Genomic DNA, 15,008 nt, shown 5'->3' on the forward strand with positions numbered 1-15,008 from the left:
GCACCATGCGCATCGCTCTGTACCAAGGTGCACCCAAGCCACTGGACGTGCCCGGCAACCTGCAACGGCTGCGCCACCAGGCGCAGCTGGCGGCCGCACAAGGCGCCCGGTTGCTGGTCTGCCCGGAGATGTTCCTGACCGGCTACAACATCGGCCTGGCCCAGGTCGAGCGCCTGGCCGAGGCCGCCGATGGCCCGGCAGCCATGACCGTGGTGGAAATCGCCCAGGCGCATCGCATCGCCATTGTCTATGGCTACCCGGAGCGCGGCGATGACGGGGCGATCTACAACAGCGTGCAGTTGATCGATGCGCATGGCCGCAGCCTGAGCAATTACCGCAAGACCCACCTGTTCGGTGAACTGGACCGCTCAATGTTCAGCCCAGGCGCCGACCACTTCCCGGTAGTGGAACTGGAAGGCTGGAAGGTTGGCCTGCTGATCTGCTACGACATCGAGTTCCCGGAGAACGCCCGGCGCCTGGCGCTGGATGGCGCCGAGCTGATCCTGGTGCCGACGGCGAACATGACGCCGTACGACTTTACCTGCCAGGTGACCGTGAGGGCACGGGCGCAGGAAAACCAGTGCTACCTGGTATATGCCAACTACTGCGGCGCGGAAGACGAGATCCAGTATTGCGGGCAGAGCAGCATCATCGGCCCGGATGGCAGTTTACTGGCCATGGCTGGGCGGGATGAGTGCCAGTTGTTGGCAGAGCTGGAACATGAACGGGTGGTGCAGGGGCGCATGGCGTTTCCCTACCTGATCGACTTGCGCCAGGAACTGCACCTGCGTAAAGGCTGACAGGGGCCGCTATGCGGCCCATTCGCGGGCACGCCCGCTCCCACGGGATCTGCGCTGCCTTTCATACCGGCGCCATACCCCGCGAATAGGCCGAGCCTGCAAACAAATCGGTTAGCATGGAAAGCCGCCACCGGAGCCCCCATGTCTGACGCCACTCGCCAACTCACCCTCGTCAACGGCTTGCAGTTGACCCTGCGCCACGCCCCGCGCCTCAAACGCTCGGCCGCCGCACTGCGGGTGCATGCGGGCAGCCACGACGCACCTGCCAAATGGCCCGGTCTGGCGCACTTCCTCGAACACCTGTTCTTCCTCGGTACCCCGCGCTTCCCGCTGGAAGACGGCCTGATGCGCTACGTACAAGCCCTGGGCGGACAGGTCAACGCCAGCACCCGTGAACGCGCCACCGACTTTTTCTTCGAGGTGCCACCCAACGCGCTAGGCGGCGGTCTCGAGCGCCTGTGCCAAATGCTGGCAGAACCGGATCTGGGCATCGAACGCCAACGCCGTGAACGCGAAGTGATCCACGCCGAATTCATCGCCTGGTCGCGCAATCCATCGGCCCAACAACAGTTCGCCCTGCTGCAGTCAGTGTCAGACAAGCATCCACTGGGCGCTTTTCATGCTGGCAATCGATACACCCTGGCCTTGCACGATGCGGCCTTCCAGCAAGCGCTTGCGGGCTTTCATCAGCGCTTCTACCAAGGCGGCCAGATCTGCTTGAGCCTTTGCGGGCCGCAGCCGCTGGATGAACTTGAACGCCTTGCCCGGCAGCATGCCGAACTGTTCGCCGCAGGTGAGCGCGGGCCGCAAATGCCGCCGCCGCCACTGCCAGCAATCGCTAGCTCCCTGACCTTCACTCACCAAGGCCTCCCCAGCGGCGCCGAGCAAGCCTTGGAACTGCTGTTCGCTTACCTGGAGGACAGCCGCCCAGGTACCTGGCTGGGCGCGCTTCGCGAGCGTGGCTGGCTACAAAGCTTCACGGCCGAAAAGCTGTACGCGTTTGCCGGTCAGCTGCTGTGGCACCTTGACCTGAAGCTAAGTACCGACGCTTGCCCGGACGAAACCTGCGCCCTGCTGCAAGGTTGGTTCAGGTTCATCCGCCAGGCCGACCGCGAACAGTTGAACCACCAATTCGGCTTGCTGCAGCGCAGCCGTGCGCACAGTGCCAGCGCGCTCGAGCTCGCCCGCCGGGACAGCACAGGCCAGCCGTTCGCCAAGCTGAATACCCAAGGGTTGCAGGCGCTTGGCGCCCTGCTGGAAAGCCTGCCAGGTAGCGACCATGGCAATTGGCAGCACTTGCCAGTCGACCCATTGCTGATGGCAGACCTGCCCCATGCCAAGGCGCAGCCGCTGCCGGCAGCGCTGAAGATCAGTGACCAGCTCCCGCCCGCGCGCCAATACGCTGCGCTGTACCTGCGCTGGCATGTACCTTCACCTTTGCGCCAGCCCTTGCAGCGTGTGCTGGAACAGGCCCTGGCACCACTGCAGGAACGTTGTGACCGCGCCTCCGTGCAACTGCAGTACAGCAGCGCCGGAGAATACTGGCAGTTGCGCTGCGCCGGCCTGCCAGCAGCAGTGCTGCGCGCAGTGGAACAAGCATTGGCCTTGATGCTCAAGCCACCTGCCAGTTGCTGGCTGCCCTGCACGGCGCAGCCCCCGGTCCTGATCCCCATCAGGGCCCTGCTCAAGCAACTGCCAGACGCGGTACGGGGTAGCCTGCCCGCAGCGGTGCCCGCCGACACGCTGAACCAGCGGCAACTCGACAGCCTGTGGCTGCACACCGAGTGGCATGGCATGGCTGCAGGCTTCGAGGATACCGCGCTAAACGCCTTGGGCACTGCGCTGCAGCAGTGCCCTGGGCAAGGCTCGCGGCCTGGTCCCCTGCCAACATGGGCAAACCACCGCTGGCAGCATGCCCAAGTGCCAGGCAGCGAACATGCCCTGCTGCTGTTCTGCCCGTTGCCTGCGGCCAAAGAAGCCGCAGGCCGTCTGTTAGCCCAGTTGCTGCAAGGGCCGGTTTACCAACGCCTGCGGGTGGAATTGCAACTCGGTTATGCGGTGTTCAGCGCCTTTCGTCAGGTCGAGGGGGTCGGTGGGCTGCTGTTCGGCGTGCAGTCCCCCCACACCGGCCAGGCACAGGTGCTCGGCCACCTGCTCGACCTGCTGCGCCATGGCGTCACCCTTGACCCGGCCGCTCGCCAGGCATTGGCTGGGCAATTCGACGAGCCCGCCATGGCCAACGCCGATGTCGCCGAATGGGCGTGGCAGACATACTTGGCCACACAACCCAATAGGCTGGATGTGCTGCGCAGGTCTATTCTGACTACGCGGCAGACGGATCTGGACCACCTGCTGAGCAACCTGCTCGACACAGGTTCCGCTTGGCTATGCTTGGCCAACGCTGCCGCGCCAGACACTTCCTGGCAGGGCGAAAATCGATGATTATTACGCGAACTGCAACGGCGCTTCTCGAATAATTAACCTTCCGGTTCAAATTTTTCTTGTAAGATAGCGCAATCCCGGTTTCAGGGAACTGCCAACGCATGGCGGTACCCAAGTAGTAGCTGAACAACCCAACCCTCATTCGGAAGGAGTAATTCCATGTGGACCAAACCTGCATACACTGACCTGCGTATCGGCTTCGAAGTTACTATGTACTTCGCTAACCGCTAAGCCAGGCTTAGGGTTTCACGCCTCGGCCTGCCGGGGCGTTTTCGTTTTTTCCGATCCGGTTTCTGCATAGAGAGTGGCCATGTACATCCAGGTTCTCGGCTCCGCCGCCGGTGGCGGGTTCCCGCAGTGGAACTGCAACTGCGTCAACTGCAAGGGCTACCGTGATGGCACCCTGCAAGCCACGGCGCGCACCCAGTCATCCATCGCCCTGTCCGACGACGGTGTGCACTGGATACTGTGCAATGCCTCGCCCGACATCCGCGCCCAACTGCAGGCCTTTGCGCCGATGCAGCCGGCCCGGGCCCTGCGCGACACCGGCATCAACGCCATCGTCCTGCTGGACAGCCAGATCGACCACACCACCGGCCTGCTCAGCCTGCGCGAAGGCTGCCCGCATCAGGTATGGTGCACGGACATGGTCCACCAGGACCTGACCACCGGTTTCCCGCTGTTCAACATGCTCAGCCACTGGAACGGTGGCCTGCAGTGGAACCGTATCGAGCTGGAAGGCAGCTTCGTGATCGACGCCTGCCCCAACCTCAAGTTCACCCCCTTCCCCCTGCGCAGCGCCGCGCCGCCATATTCGCCGCACCGCTTCGACCCGCACCCGGGCGACAACCTTGGCCTGCTGGTAGAGGACACCCGCACCGGCGGCAAGCTGTTCTACGCCCCGGGCCTGGGCCAGGTCGATGACAATCTGCTGGCGATGATGCACGGTGCCGACTGCCTGCTGGTCGACGGCACCCTGTGGGAAGACGACGAAATGCAGCGCCGTGGCGTGGGCACCCGCACCGGCCGCGAGATGGGTCACCTGGCCCAGAACGGCCCTGGCGGCATGCTGGAAGTGCTCGACGGCTTCCCGCGCCAGCGCAAAGTGCTTATCCACATCAACAACACCAACCCGATTCTCGATGAAAACTCCCCCGAGCGCGCCGAAGTCCTGCGCCGCGGTGTGGAAGTTGCCTTCGATGGCATGAGCATCGCGTTGTAAAACAGTTCGTGATGCGACACAGGCCCTGTGGGAGCGGGCATGCCCGCGAAGCATCCAACACGGTGTATGGCACCGGCTTCGCCGGTGTTCGCGGGCATGCCCGCTCCCATAGGGTGAATATGTGTCAGCCCTGACAATCGCTTTACAGGAGCCAGCCGAATGAGCGACGCACTGCCTATGTCCCCTGCCGAGTTCGAGCAGGCCTTGCGCGCCAAGGGCGCCTATTATCACATCCATCACCCGTACCACGTGGCGATGTACCAAGGTCGCGCCACCCGCGAGCAGATCCAGGGCTGGGTGGCCAACCGCTTTTATTACCAAGTCAACATCCCGATGAAGGATGCTGCGATCCTGGCCAACTGCCCGGACCGCGAAGTGCGCCGCGAGTGGATCCAGCGCCTGCTCGACCACGATGGTGCGCCCGGCGAGGATGGCGGTATCGAAGCCTGGCTGCGCCTGGGCCAGGCTGTCGGGCTGGACCCGGACCAATTGCGCTCGCAAGAACTGGTATTGCCTGGCGTGCGCTTTGCTGTGGACGCCTACGTCAACTTCGCCCGCCGCGCCAGCTGGCAGGAAGCCGCCAGCAGCTCGCTGACCGAGCTGTTCGCCCCGCAAATCCACCAATCGCGCCTGGACAGCTGGCCACAGCACTACCCGTGGATCGACCCCGCCGGCTACGAGTACTTCCGTACCCGCCTGGGCCAGGCTCGGCGCGATGTGGAACACGGCCTGGCGATTACCCTGCAGCACTACACCACCCGCGCGGGCCAGGAGCGTATGCTGGAGATACTGCAGTTCAAGCTGGATATCCTCTGGAGCATGCTCGATGCCATGAGCATGGCCTACGAACTGAACCGCCCGCCCTATCACTCCGTCACCCAGGAACGGGTGTGGCACAAGGGAATCACCCTATGAGTTTCGACCGTAAGCAGGTACCGAACTGGCGCCCCGGCTATCGTTTCCAGTACGAGCCGGCGCAAAAGGGCCACGTGTTGCTGTACCCTGAAGGCATGATCAAGCTCAACGACAGCGCGAGCCTGATCGGTGGCCTGATCGACGGCCAGCGTGACGTGGCAGCGATTATCAGCGAACTCGAACAGCAATTCCCCGGTGTCCCGGAAGTGGCGGACGACATCGAGCAGTTCATGGAGGTGGCCCGTGCCGAACACTGGATCGTCCTCGCCTGAGTTGCCGCCCACGCCCGAGGTCGGCCTGCCGCTGTGGCTGCTGGCCGAACTCACCTACCGCTGCCCGCTGCAGTGCCCTTACTGCTCCAACCCGCTGGACTTCGCCGCCCAGGGCCAGGAGCTGAGCACCGAACAGTGGTTCAAGGTCATGGCTGAAGCGCGGGAAATGGGTGCCGCACAAATCGGCTTTTCCGGCGGTGAACCGCTGGTACGCCAGGACCTTGCTCAACTGATCGCAGAGGCCCGCCGCCTGGGTTACTACACCAACCTGATCACCTCGGGCATTGGCCTGACCGAGGCGCGCATCGCCGAATTCAAGAAGGCTGGCCTGGACCATATCCAGATCAGCTTCCAGGCCAGCGACGAGCAGGTGAACAACCTGCTGGCCGGCTCGAAAAAGGCTTTTGCACAGAAACTGGAAATGGCCCGCGCGGTGAAAGCCCATGGCTACCCGATGGTGCTCAACTTCGTCACCCATCGGCACAACATCGACAAGATCGACCGCATCATCGAGTTGTGCATTGCCCTGGAGGCCGACTTTGTCGAGCTCGCCACTTGCCAGTTCTATGGCTGGGCGCACCTCAACCGCCTGGGGCTGCTGCCAACCCGCGCGCAGCTCGAGCGGGCCGAACGTATCACCAACGAATACCGGGACAAGCTCAAGGCCGAGGGCAACCCGTGCAAGCTTATTTTCGTAACCCCTGACTACTACGAAGAGCGCCCCAAGGCCTGCATGAACGGCTGGGGCAACCTGTTCCTCACCATCACCCCGGACGGCACCGCATTGCCCTGCCACGGCGCCCGCCAGCTACCCGTGCAGTTCCCGAATGTACGCGACCACGACTTGCACCATATCTGGTATGAATCGTTCGGTTTCAACCGCTTCCGTGGCTATGAGTGGATGCGCGAACCTTGCCGCTCCTGCGACGAGAAAGAAAAGGACTTCGGCGGCTGTCGCTGCCAGGCCTTCATGCTGACCGGCGATGCCAGCAATGCCGACCCGGTGTGCGCCAAGTCGACCGAGCACGGCATCATCCTCAAAGCCCGCGAGGAGGCAGAAACCGCCCAGCTCGCGATCGAACAGATGACCTTCCGCAATGATCGAAACTCCCGTGTCATCGCCCGCGGCTGAATTCAGCGCGGCCCAGGCAGTGGCCGCCGGTACCGACTTCGCCGAACTCAAGGTCAGTGCCGACGGGCTGTTCTGGAACGAATTCCGCCCGGCCGACGGTGCTTGCCGTATCTGGCACTGGTTGCACTACCAAGCCCGCTGCCTGACCCCGGACGGCTTCAGCGTGCGCAGTCGAGTCTACGAATATGGTGGTGGCAGCTTCTGCCTGGGCGGCGACGGGCTGGTGTTCGTCAACGAAAAGGACCAGCAGGTCTACACCCAGCCGCTGGACGATCTGTTACCACGTGCACTGACCCAGGATGCCAGCTGCCGCTATGGCGATGTGCAGTGGCACGACGGCCACGTACTGGCCGTCGAAGAGCGCCATGCCGAGCAGGTAGAGCACCGCCTGGTCGCTTTGGGTGACAGCCGCCGCGAGGTGCTCGCCGAGGGTGCCGACTTCTACGCCTCGCCTGCCGTCAGTGCCGATGGCCAGCGCCTGGCGTGGATCGAATGGGACCGCCCGGCGCAGCCCTGGACCGTCACCCGGCTGATGTGTCGCACGCGCGATGCCAGCGGCCACTGGGGGCCGGCGCAATGTGTAGCCGCCGCAGAAGAATCGTTGCAACAACCACGCTTCGATGCCGAAGGTCGGCTCTACTGCCTGTCCGACCGCAATGGCTTCTGGCAACCCTGGGGTGAGGTCGATGGCCAATGGCAGGCGTTGCCTGCCGCACCGGCGGACCATGCTGCTGCGCCTTGGCAATTGGGGACCTGTACCTGGTTGGCACTGAGCCCGCAAAGCTACCTGGCCAGCTGGTTCGAAGACGGCTTCGGGCAATTGGGGCTGCGTGGCGAAGATGGCCGTATGGAGCATTTCGCCAGTGCCTACACACGCTTTCGCAGCCTGGCCATGGACAGCGAACACCTGTATGCCATTGCCGCCTCGCCCATCAGCCCACCAGCAGTCATTGCCATTGACCGCAGCAACCACGACGTACGTGTGCTGGCCGGCGGTGCCGAAATGCTGCCGGCAGGGCAAATCAGCCTGCCACAGTCGATCCACTACGGCAGTGGCGGCGAGCAGGCCCATGGTTTCTTCTACCCGCCAGCGCAGTCGCAAGGCGCCGCGCCGCTGGTGGTGTTCATCCACGGCGGGCCAACCTCAGCCTGCTATCCCGTGCTCGACCCGCGCATCCAGTACTGGACCCAGCGTGGCTTTGCCGTGGCCGACCTCAACTACCGGGGCAGCACCGGCTATGGTCGGGAATACCGCCAGGCCCTGCACCAGCGCTGGGGCGAGAGCGATGTGGCCGATGCCTGCGCGGCGGTCGAATACCTGGCTGCTCAAGGCCTGGTCGACAAGCACAAGGCGTTTATCCGCGGCGGTAGCGCCGGTGGCTACACCACCTTGTGCGCCTTGGCGTTCCATGACGTGTTCCGCGCTGGCGCCAGCCTCTATGGGGTCAGCGACCCGCTAGCCCTTGGCCGTGCCACGCACAAGTTCGAAGGGGATTACCTGGACTGGCTGATCGGCGACCCGCAGCGGGACGCTGAACGCTATCGCCAGCGCACGCCGCTGCTGCATGCGCAGCGCATCAAGGTGCCGGTGATTTTCTTCCAGGGTGAGCTGGATGCGGTGGTGGTGCCGGAGCAGACACGCGCCATGTTGGCGGCGCTACAGGCCAACGGGATCGACGCTGAAGGGCATTTTTATGCGGAGGAGCGGCACGGGTTCCGCAAGGCGGAGAACCTGGCGCATGCCTTGGAAGAAGAGTGGAAATTCTATTGCCGGGTGTTGGCGCAATAGTTCCAGGCGCCCCGAGCAGGAGCGACCTTGCGCTGCTCCTGCAGGGGCCAATCTCTGCCTGTATCAACGCTTGGCGATGATATACACCGCATGCACGATCCCCGGAATGTATCCCAGCAAGGTCAGCAGAATATTCAGCCAGAACGCCCCGCCAAACCCCACCTGCAGAAACACGCCCAGCGGTGGCAGAAGAATGGCGATGATGATGCGAATAAAGTCCATGCGAGTCTCTCCTGAAGGGTTACATCAAAGACTAGCTCCCAGCCGTAGAGGTTCCACAGGCAAAAAAAAACGCCCCGGGCCGAATGAAACAGGCCAGGGGCGATGCGCAGGAACGCCAGACGGTTCGTTGAATTCTTTGGCAGGCCGCTACGCTGGCACTTCGCGACGGGCCTGCTGCTGGGCATGCAGGCGGGCGAAAGCGCGCGCCAGGCGCAGCAGCATTTCGTCGATGTTGCCTTTGCTCACAGTCAGCGCCGGAGAAAAGCGCACCACATCCGTTTGCGGCGCGTTGAGCAGCAGGCCCTCGTGCAGGGCCGCAGCCACCAGCTCGCGGGCCAGGTTTTCTTTCAGTTGCAGGGCCCATAGCAGCCCGTGACCGCGCACTTCACCCTGACCATAGCGCCCGGTCAGGCGGCTCAGGCCTTCACGCAGGTGACGACCGTTATCCTGAACCTGGGCCAGAAAGCCAGGTTCCAGCACGCTGTCCAGCACCGCCAGGCCGGCGGCGCACATCAGCGCGTTGCCATGGTGGCTGCCGTCCAGCTCACCAGGCTCGGCGCAGCATGCCTTGCCCCTGGCCAGCAAGGCGGCCAGCGGCACGCCGCCCCCCAGGCCCTTGCCCAAGGTAATGATGTCGGCACGCACGCCATAGAGCTCCTCGGCCAACAGCGCACCACAGCGACCAATACCGGTCTGCACCTCATCTAGGATCAGCAGGATGCCCAGTTCGCGGCAGAGCGTTTCCACGCCTTTGAGGTATTCCTGAGTAGCGGGAATAACGCCCGCCTCACCCTGTATCGGCTCGAGCATGATCGCCACGGTGCGTGAGTCCACCTCGGCGTGCAGCGCCGCCAGGTCGTTGAACGGCACCTTGCTGAAACCTGGCAGGCCAGGTTCGCAGCGATTGCATGGCAGCGGATCGGACGCGGACAGCGCGCCCAGGCTACGGCCATGGCAGGCTTGGCTGGCAGTAATGATGTGATAGGCGCCATTGCGGTGCAGCTGGCCCCACTTACGCGCCAGCTTGATCGCCCCTTCACAGGCCTCGGCACCGCTGTTGAGCAGGTAGGCCTGGTCACTGCCGGTACTCTGACACAGCCGGTTGACCAGCCCCAGCAGGCCACGGTTGTGGAAGCCCGAGCCCGGGTTGATCAAGGCCTGAGCCTGATTGCCCAATGCTTTGACCAGCACGCTGGGGCTGTGACCCAAGCTGTTGACCGCACCGCCCTGGGTGAAGTCCAGGTAGGCATGCCCCTCGTTGTCCCACAACCAGGAGCCCTGGCCACGCACGAATACCTGCGCTGCACGTTCGGCGCCGGGCATCAGGCGCTCAGGTGACAGCTCAGATGCTTGCGGCACGATCACCGGCGCACGCTTGGGCTCGGCGGCGGCGGCAGAAGCCGAGCGGCGCAGGTTGAACAGGTTCATCAGGGCTCCAACCAATCACGGTAAAGGGCAGCCACGGTGCGGTCTTGATGCCGACACTCGATATTTTGCCTTGCCTATCAAAAGTGTTTTTCATCCGGGGTAACAATCGACCGAATCATCGCTGTAAACCTTTGGAATACGGCGATAGACTAGGCTTCAACAGGGTTTTCGACCATTTCGTTTTTCCAGCATTTCCGATAAGTGTTTCTTATGGATTTCCGTCAACTGCGTTATTTCGTCGCGGTGTACGAAGAAGGCCACGTCGGCCGTGCCGCCGAACGCCTGTCGCTGTCACAGCCGGCGCTTTCCCAGCAAATCCGCCAGTTGGAGCACAGCCTCGATCTCAGCCTGTTCGAGCGCAGCAACAAACGCTTGCTGCCGACCCTGGCCGCCCACACGTTATACAACCATGCCCTGCCGTTGCTCGACGGCCTGCAGCGTGCCCACGAGGCCATGCGCAACTTCAAGGGCCAATCGCTGCGCACCTTGGCTATCGGTGTATTGCAGACCGTGCGGCCAAGCCTGGTACCGCAGCTGCTTGAACGGCTGCGCAAGGCTCAACCTCACCTGGTCGTGCAGATTTACGAGTTGTCGGGGCTGGAGATCGAACGCCGCCTGCTCAACGGCAGTCTGGACATCGGCATCAGCTACCTGCCGCCGCGCCAGCCAGGGCTGCATGGCCTGCTGTTGTACGAAGATGAGCTGCAACTGGTCATACCCGATACCCACCCGCTGAAGGACTTCAAGAAGGTGTCCATCCGCCAGGCCGCCGAGTTGCCCATGCTGATGCTGGGCGAGGAGTTCCAGATCCGCCAGATCTGGCAGGCGCAGTTGGCCAGCCAGGGCCGACGGCCGCAGGTGCAGGCAGAGATGAACAATATGGCAGGGATTCTCGATAGCCTCGCGCACACGGCGCTGGCCACTATTCTTCCAGGGCGCGCCAAGGAGGCCGCCGAAGATGACCAAGGGCTGCTGTGGAAGCCGTTGAGCGAGCCGCGCGTGCCGTTGAAGGTTGGCCTGGTATTTCGCGATGCCCAGCGCCAGCAGGCCTCTGTAGAGCTGCTGCGCACGTTGCTGGAGGAAGAGACGGACGCCCGCCTGTTGGGGGCATCACCGCGGGATGTGCTGGCCTGAAAAACACGCACGCAAAGAAAACCCCGCCGAAGCGGGGTTTTCCAGACTGTTTCCCTGTGACATCCGTATCGCCCCGCCATCCTGGCAGGTGGTCCTTCGTCGTCGTCCTTGATCTGTCCTTTGCGCTTCCTGCGCAACGTCCATGTGGTAAAGATTAACCGTGGATCCAATCTTAGAACAGTGGTGAAAAGTCACCACGTCGTGTAGGAAAAAGCTTACACAGGAGATTCATCCACAGATATGTCATGGCTGGGGCCGCTTCGCGGCCCCAAAAAACGATCAGAACTGCTCGGCATCCAGCAGGTAAAGCGACTCACTTCCCGCCTTCACCGAAGCCACCAGCGAATCCACCCGTGGCAGCAACCGCGCAAAGTAGAACCGCGCCGTACCCAGCTTGCCCGAATAGAACGCCGCATCTCCCTCACCCGCCTGCGCCGCCCGCGCCATCAGTGCCCACATATAGCCATAGGCAACATAGCCGAAGGCATGCAGGTACTCGACCGAAGCCGCACCAATTTCATTCGGGTTGCCCTTGGCCTGCTGCAATACCCACTCGGTCAGCCCATCGAGCTGATCGAGCGAAGCACCCAGTGGCGTGGTGAATTCGTCCAGTTCGCTGCCTGCACGGGTAATGAACTGGCGGATCTCATCAGAGAACAGCTTGTAGTATGCCCCGCCGCTGGCCACCACTTTACGCCCCATCAGATCGAGGGCCTGGATGCCATTGGTACCCTCGTAGATCTGGGTAATGCGCACATCGCGCACCAACTGCTCCTGCCCCCATTCACGAATGTAGCCATGCCCGCCAAATACTTGCTGGCCGTGCACTGCGCACTCCAGGCCCAGGTCGGTGAGGAAGGCCTTGGCCACCGGCGTCAGCAGTGCCACCAACTCTTCGCTGCGTTTGCGCACGCTGGCGTCTTCGCTGTACTTGGCACTGTCCAGTTGCATGGCCACGTAAGTGGAGAAGGCGCGGCCACCCTCGATCAGCGCCTTCATGGTCAACAGCATGCGACGCACGTCCGGGTGGACGATGATCGGGTCGGCAGCCTTGTCCTTGGCTTGCGGGCCAGTCGGGGCACGGCTTTGCAGGCGATCGCGGGCGTACTCCACGGCGTTCTGGTAGGAGCGCTCGGCCGACGCCAGGCCTTGAATGCCGACGCCCAGGCGCTCGTAGTTCATCATGGTGAACATGGCCGCCAGGCCTTTGTTCGGCTCACCGACGATGTAGCCGACAGCTTCGTCGAAGTTCATCACACAGGTAGCCGAGGCCTGGATGCCCATTTTGTGCTCGATCGAGCCGCAATTGGCCGGGTTCCGCGCACCGAGGCTACCGTCTTCATTGACCAGGAACTTCGGCACCAGGAACAGCGAAATCCCTTTCGGCCCCGCCGGTGCATCCGGCAACTTGGCCAAAACCAGATGGATGATGTTCTCGGTCAGGTCGTGTTCACCGCCGGTGATGAAGATCTTGGTGCCGCTGACCTTGTAGCTGCCGTCAGCCTGGGGCTCGGCCTTGGTACGGATGATGCCCAAGTCGGTGCCGGCATGTGGCTCGGTCAGGCACATGGAACCGGCCCAAACGCCGGCATACATGTTCGGAAGGTATTTTGCCTTCAAGGCCTCGCTGGCGTGGGCGTTGATCGACAGGCAGGCGCCGGCGGTCAGCATCGGGTACAGGCCGAAGGCCAGGCTGGACGCGTTGACCATTTCCTCGACCTGGGCCGAGATGGCCTTGGGCATACCCATACCGCCGAACAGCGGGTCACCGCCCACGCCCACCCAGCCGCCTTCGGCGTAGGTGTTGTAGGCCTCGATGAAACCGGCTGGGGTGCGCACCACACCGTTGTCCCAGTGGCAGCCCTCTTCGTCGGCGGCGCGGCTGAGCGGCGCAATGGTCTTGGCGGTGACCTTGCCGGCTTCTTCCAGCACGGCCATGGCCGTGTCGGCATCGACAACCTCGGCCAGACCGGGCAACTGCGTCCACTGCTCGGCCACGTTGAAGACTTCATTCAGTACGAAGCGCATGTCGCGCAGGGGCGCTTTATAGTCAGCCATGACAACCTCTCGCTAGTCGGGTCGGGGCGGTCTCGGGGAACCGCGACACTGGGGTTACTGGCAGTGTAACCGAACAACTTTTGCGAGACATAGGGTCATCAATCGACTGTATAGTCTCACTCGGTCACGCCGTACGCACTGCCCCACGCGGTGATTGTCGCCCATGCACCATGACACAATTGCGCCCCGCACCTTTGGCGCTGTAAAGCGCCTGGTCGGCGGATTTCAGTACCGCCTCGGGGTTGCGATGATCCGCCTGGCGCTCGGCCACACCAATGCTGATGGTGACCGAAACCGTGCCGCCGCCGCTGCCAGCGCGGCGCTGGCGGCCGGCGGTATCGTCCTGCGGGCGGTTGTGCTGGTCGCGCAGGTGCATCACGTAATTAGCGATTACTTCACGCACAGCCTCCACATGCGGCACGCATTCCTCGGCGGTCTTGCCGGCGAACACCAGGGCGAACTCTTCCCCACCATAACGGTAGGCGCGGCCACCGCCGGTGACCTTGGACAAGCGGCTGGCGACCAACCGCAGCACCTGATCACCGACATCGTGGCCGTGGGTGTCGTTGAATTTCTTGAAGTGGTCGACATCGGTCATGGCGATGACATAGTTACGCCCCAGGCGCTGCATGCGCTCGTTCAGCGCACGGCGCCCCGGCAGGCCAGTCAGCTCGTCACGGAAAGCCATCTGATAAGCCTCGTGCGCCACTGCTGCGGCGATCATCAGCATTACCTGGCTGCACATGATGTTCAGGGTAAACGGCAGGATGAAGGTTTGCGGCAGCATCCAGAAAATGCCCAGCAGGCCGATCAACTGCGCGGCGTGCAGCGGCCGGGGTGCACGCAGGTACTGCACCACCAGCAGAATGAACACACCAAGGAACAGTGGGTAGACCATCTGGATCAGGCTCATCCAGTGACCATGCAAAGCCGGCCAGCGGATCTCCGCCAACCAGGTCAGCAACGCCTCGGGGTAGCTTTGCTGGAGGGCCACCGCCACACTGCCCACGGCAAACAGCACGGCACCGCGGGCGACCAGGTCCTGCAGCAGGTGCGTACGCTCCTGCCAGGCGCCATACAGCCCGAACAGCGCCGGCAGCAGCAGGCAGACCAGGTGGAAGATCACCGCTGCGTCCTCACGCACGCGGCCATGGTCACGGTAGAAGTCGGTCTGGGTATCGAGCAGGAAGTAGGCGATGTACACCGTCAGCATCAGAAACAGCTCACGCTGGCGGCGGTAAACCGCGCAGTAGGCGCCGCCCAGCAGTAGAACCAAGGTAGGCAGGACATTGAACAGCGATGTGAAAAAGACGCTGAGGTCTCTCACATAGGCTGCGGCGAGCCCTGCCAGCAACAAGAACAGCGACGGCAGGAAGTGGCTAGCGCGAACAGCGTTAAGACGAAACAAGGGTAATCTCCAACCCGGCAGATCAATAATGGCATTGTGCCCTCACTTCATCGGCAGTGCACTGGAACAGTTGAATTTGCGGTTGGATGAACGAACTTCCCATGCACCGTGTTGCATCCTTCGCGGGTAAACCCGCTCCTACGAAGGCCTGTGGCCAACCCCTGATGTGTGGCCACCACCGATCAG

The 15,008-nt window shown here is 62.9% G+C and carries 13 protein-coding genes; 9 read left to right on the plus strand and 4 right to left on the minus strand.

Annotated features, from left to right (window positions below; all coding sequences use genetic code 11):
• Window positions 1-5 precede the first annotated feature (5 nt).
• The 8 genes from ACF8EF_RS00955 to ACF8EF_RS00990 all read left to right on the plus strand — a co-directional run bounded on the left by ACF8EF_RS00955 (window position 6) and on the right by ACF8EF_RS00990 (window position 8,572).
• Window positions 6-800 (plus strand): carbon-nitrogen hydrolase family protein, encoded by a 795-nt coding sequence (locus tag ACF8EF_RS00955; protein WP_176683518.1) that lies wholly within the window; start codon window positions 6-8, stop codon window positions 798-800.
• 141 nt (window positions 801-941) lie between these two features.
• Window positions 942-3,242: a pyrroloquinoline quinone biosynthesis protein PqqF gene (gene pqqF / locus ACF8EF_RS00960; RefSeq protein WP_392460350.1), complete on the plus strand. Its 2,301-nt coding sequence runs from the start codon at window positions 942-944 to the stop codon at window positions 3,240-3,242.
• Window positions 3,243-3,401: 159 nt separating this feature from the next.
• Window positions 3,402-3,473: a pyrroloquinoline quinone precursor peptide PqqA gene (gene pqqA, locus ACF8EF_RS00965; RefSeq protein ID WP_003243383.1), complete on the plus strand. Its 72-nt coding sequence runs from the start codon at window positions 3,402-3,404 to the stop codon at window positions 3,471-3,473.
• Window positions 3,474-3,552: 79 nt separating this feature from the next.
• Window positions 3,553-4,464: a pyrroloquinoline quinone biosynthesis protein PqqB gene (pqqB, locus tag ACF8EF_RS00970; protein WP_209968548.1), complete on the plus strand. Its 912-nt coding sequence runs from the start codon at window positions 3,553-3,555 to the stop codon at window positions 4,462-4,464.
• Between the two features lie 159 nt (window positions 4,465-4,623).
• Window positions 4,624-5,379 (plus strand): pyrroloquinoline-quinone synthase PqqC, encoded by a 756-nt coding sequence (gene pqqC / locus ACF8EF_RS00975; protein ID WP_003255592.1) that lies wholly within the window; start codon window positions 4,624-4,626, stop codon window positions 5,377-5,379.
• On the plus strand, window positions 5,376-5,651 hold the full coding sequence (gene pqqD, locus ACF8EF_RS00980; RefSeq protein ID WP_176683521.1) for a pyrroloquinoline quinone biosynthesis peptide chaperone PqqD: 276 nt from the start codon (window positions 5,376-5,378) through the stop codon (window positions 5,649-5,651). The genes pqqC and pqqD overlap by 4 nt, the downstream gene beginning before the upstream one ends.
• Window positions 5,623-6,783: a pyrroloquinoline quinone biosynthesis protein PqqE gene (gene pqqE / locus ACF8EF_RS00985; RefSeq protein ID WP_021782694.1), complete on the plus strand. Its 1,161-nt coding sequence runs from the start codon at window positions 5,623-5,625 to the stop codon at window positions 6,781-6,783. The genes pqqD and pqqE overlap by 29 nt, the downstream gene beginning before the upstream one ends.
• On the plus strand, window positions 6,749-8,572 hold the full coding sequence (locus ACF8EF_RS00990) for a prolyl oligopeptidase family serine peptidase (RefSeq protein WP_392460351.1): 1,824 nt from the start codon (window positions 6,749-6,751) through the stop codon (window positions 8,570-8,572). The genes pqqE and ACF8EF_RS00990 overlap by 35 nt, the downstream gene beginning before the upstream one ends.
• Window positions 8,573-8,635: 63 nt before the next feature.
• Here the strand turns inward: ACF8EF_RS00990 and ACF8EF_RS00995 are convergent, their stop codons facing one another.
• Window positions 8,636-8,794, minus strand: coding sequence for a YqaE/Pmp3 family membrane protein (locus tag ACF8EF_RS00995; RefSeq protein WP_003177654.1), 159 nt, complete (start codon window positions 8,792-8,794; stop codon window positions 8,636-8,638).
• Window positions 8,795-8,941: 147 nt separating this feature from the next.
• The gene (locus ACF8EF_RS01000) at window positions 8,942-10,222 is read right to left on the minus strand and encodes an aspartate aminotransferase family protein (protein ID WP_176683523.1); all 1,281 of its coding nucleotides are present in this window, start codon (window positions 10,220-10,222) and stop codon (window positions 8,942-8,944) included.
• A 210-nt stretch (window positions 10,223-10,432) separates the two neighbouring features.
• Here ACF8EF_RS01000 and ACF8EF_RS01005 point away from each other — a divergent pair, with 210 nt between their 5' ends.
• A complete protein-coding gene (locus ACF8EF_RS01005) occupies window positions 10,433-11,356 on the plus strand; it encodes a LysR family transcriptional regulator (RefSeq protein ID WP_176683524.1) in 924 nt (307 codons plus the stop codon).
• Between the two features lie 279 nt (window positions 11,357-11,635).
• Here the strand turns inward: ACF8EF_RS01005 and ACF8EF_RS01010 are convergent, their stop codons facing one another.
• Window positions 11,636-13,414, minus strand: a complete 1,779-nt coding sequence (locus ACF8EF_RS01010; RefSeq protein WP_209968555.1) for an acyl-CoA dehydrogenase C-terminal domain-containing protein — start codon at window positions 13,412-13,414, stop codon at window positions 11,636-11,638.
• A gap of 124 nt (window positions 13,415-13,538) precedes the next feature.
• Window positions 13,539-14,822 (minus strand): diguanylate cyclase, encoded by a 1,284-nt coding sequence (locus tag ACF8EF_RS01015; RefSeq protein WP_021782689.1) that lies wholly within the window; start codon window positions 14,820-14,822, stop codon window positions 13,539-13,541.
• Window positions 14,823-15,008: the final 186 nt, after the last annotated feature.

The sequence above is a fragment of the Pseudomonas sp. zjy_15 genome (assembly GCF_043101865.1).
GTDB lineage: Bacteria > Pseudomonadota > Gammaproteobacteria > Pseudomonadales > Pseudomonadaceae > Aquipseudomonas > Aquipseudomonas putida_Y.

Coding starts and splice junctions, on each gene's coding strand:
- ACF8EF_RS00955 (WP_176683518.1), top strand. CDS start 6: ATGCGCATCGCTCTGTACCAAGGTGCACCCAAGCCACTGGACGTGCCC.
- pqqF (WP_392460350.1), top strand. CDS start 942: ATGTCTGACGCCACTCGCCAACTCACCCTCGTCAACGGCTTGCAGTTG.
- pqqB (WP_209968548.1), top strand. CDS start 3,553: ATGTACATCCAGGTTCTCGGCTCCGCCGCCGGTGGCGGGTTCCCGCAG.
- pqqC (WP_003255592.1), top strand. CDS start 4,624: ATGAGCGACGCACTGCCTATGTCCCCTGCCGAGTTCGAGCAGGCCTTG.
- pqqD (WP_176683521.1), top strand. CDS start 5,376: ATGAGTTTCGACCGTAAGCAGGTACCGAACTGGCGCCCCGGCTATCGT.
- ACF8EF_RS00990 (WP_392460351.1), top strand. CDS start 6,749: ATGATCGAAACTCCCGTGTCATCGCCCGCGGCTGAATTCAGCGCGGCC.
- ACF8EF_RS00995 (WP_003177654.1), bottom strand. CDS start 8,794: ATGGACTTTATTCGCATCATCATCGCCATTCTTCTGCCACCGCTGGGC.
- ACF8EF_RS01000 (WP_176683523.1), bottom strand. CDS start 10,222: ATGAACCTGTTCAACCTGCGCCGCTCGGCTTCTGCCGCCGCCGCCGAG.
- ACF8EF_RS01005 (WP_176683524.1), top strand. CDS start 10,433: ATGGATTTCCGTCAACTGCGTTATTTCGTCGCGGTGTACGAAGAAGGC.
- ACF8EF_RS01010 (WP_209968555.1), bottom strand. CDS start 13,414: ATGGCTGACTATAAAGCGCCCCTGCGCGACATGCGCTTCGTACTGAAT.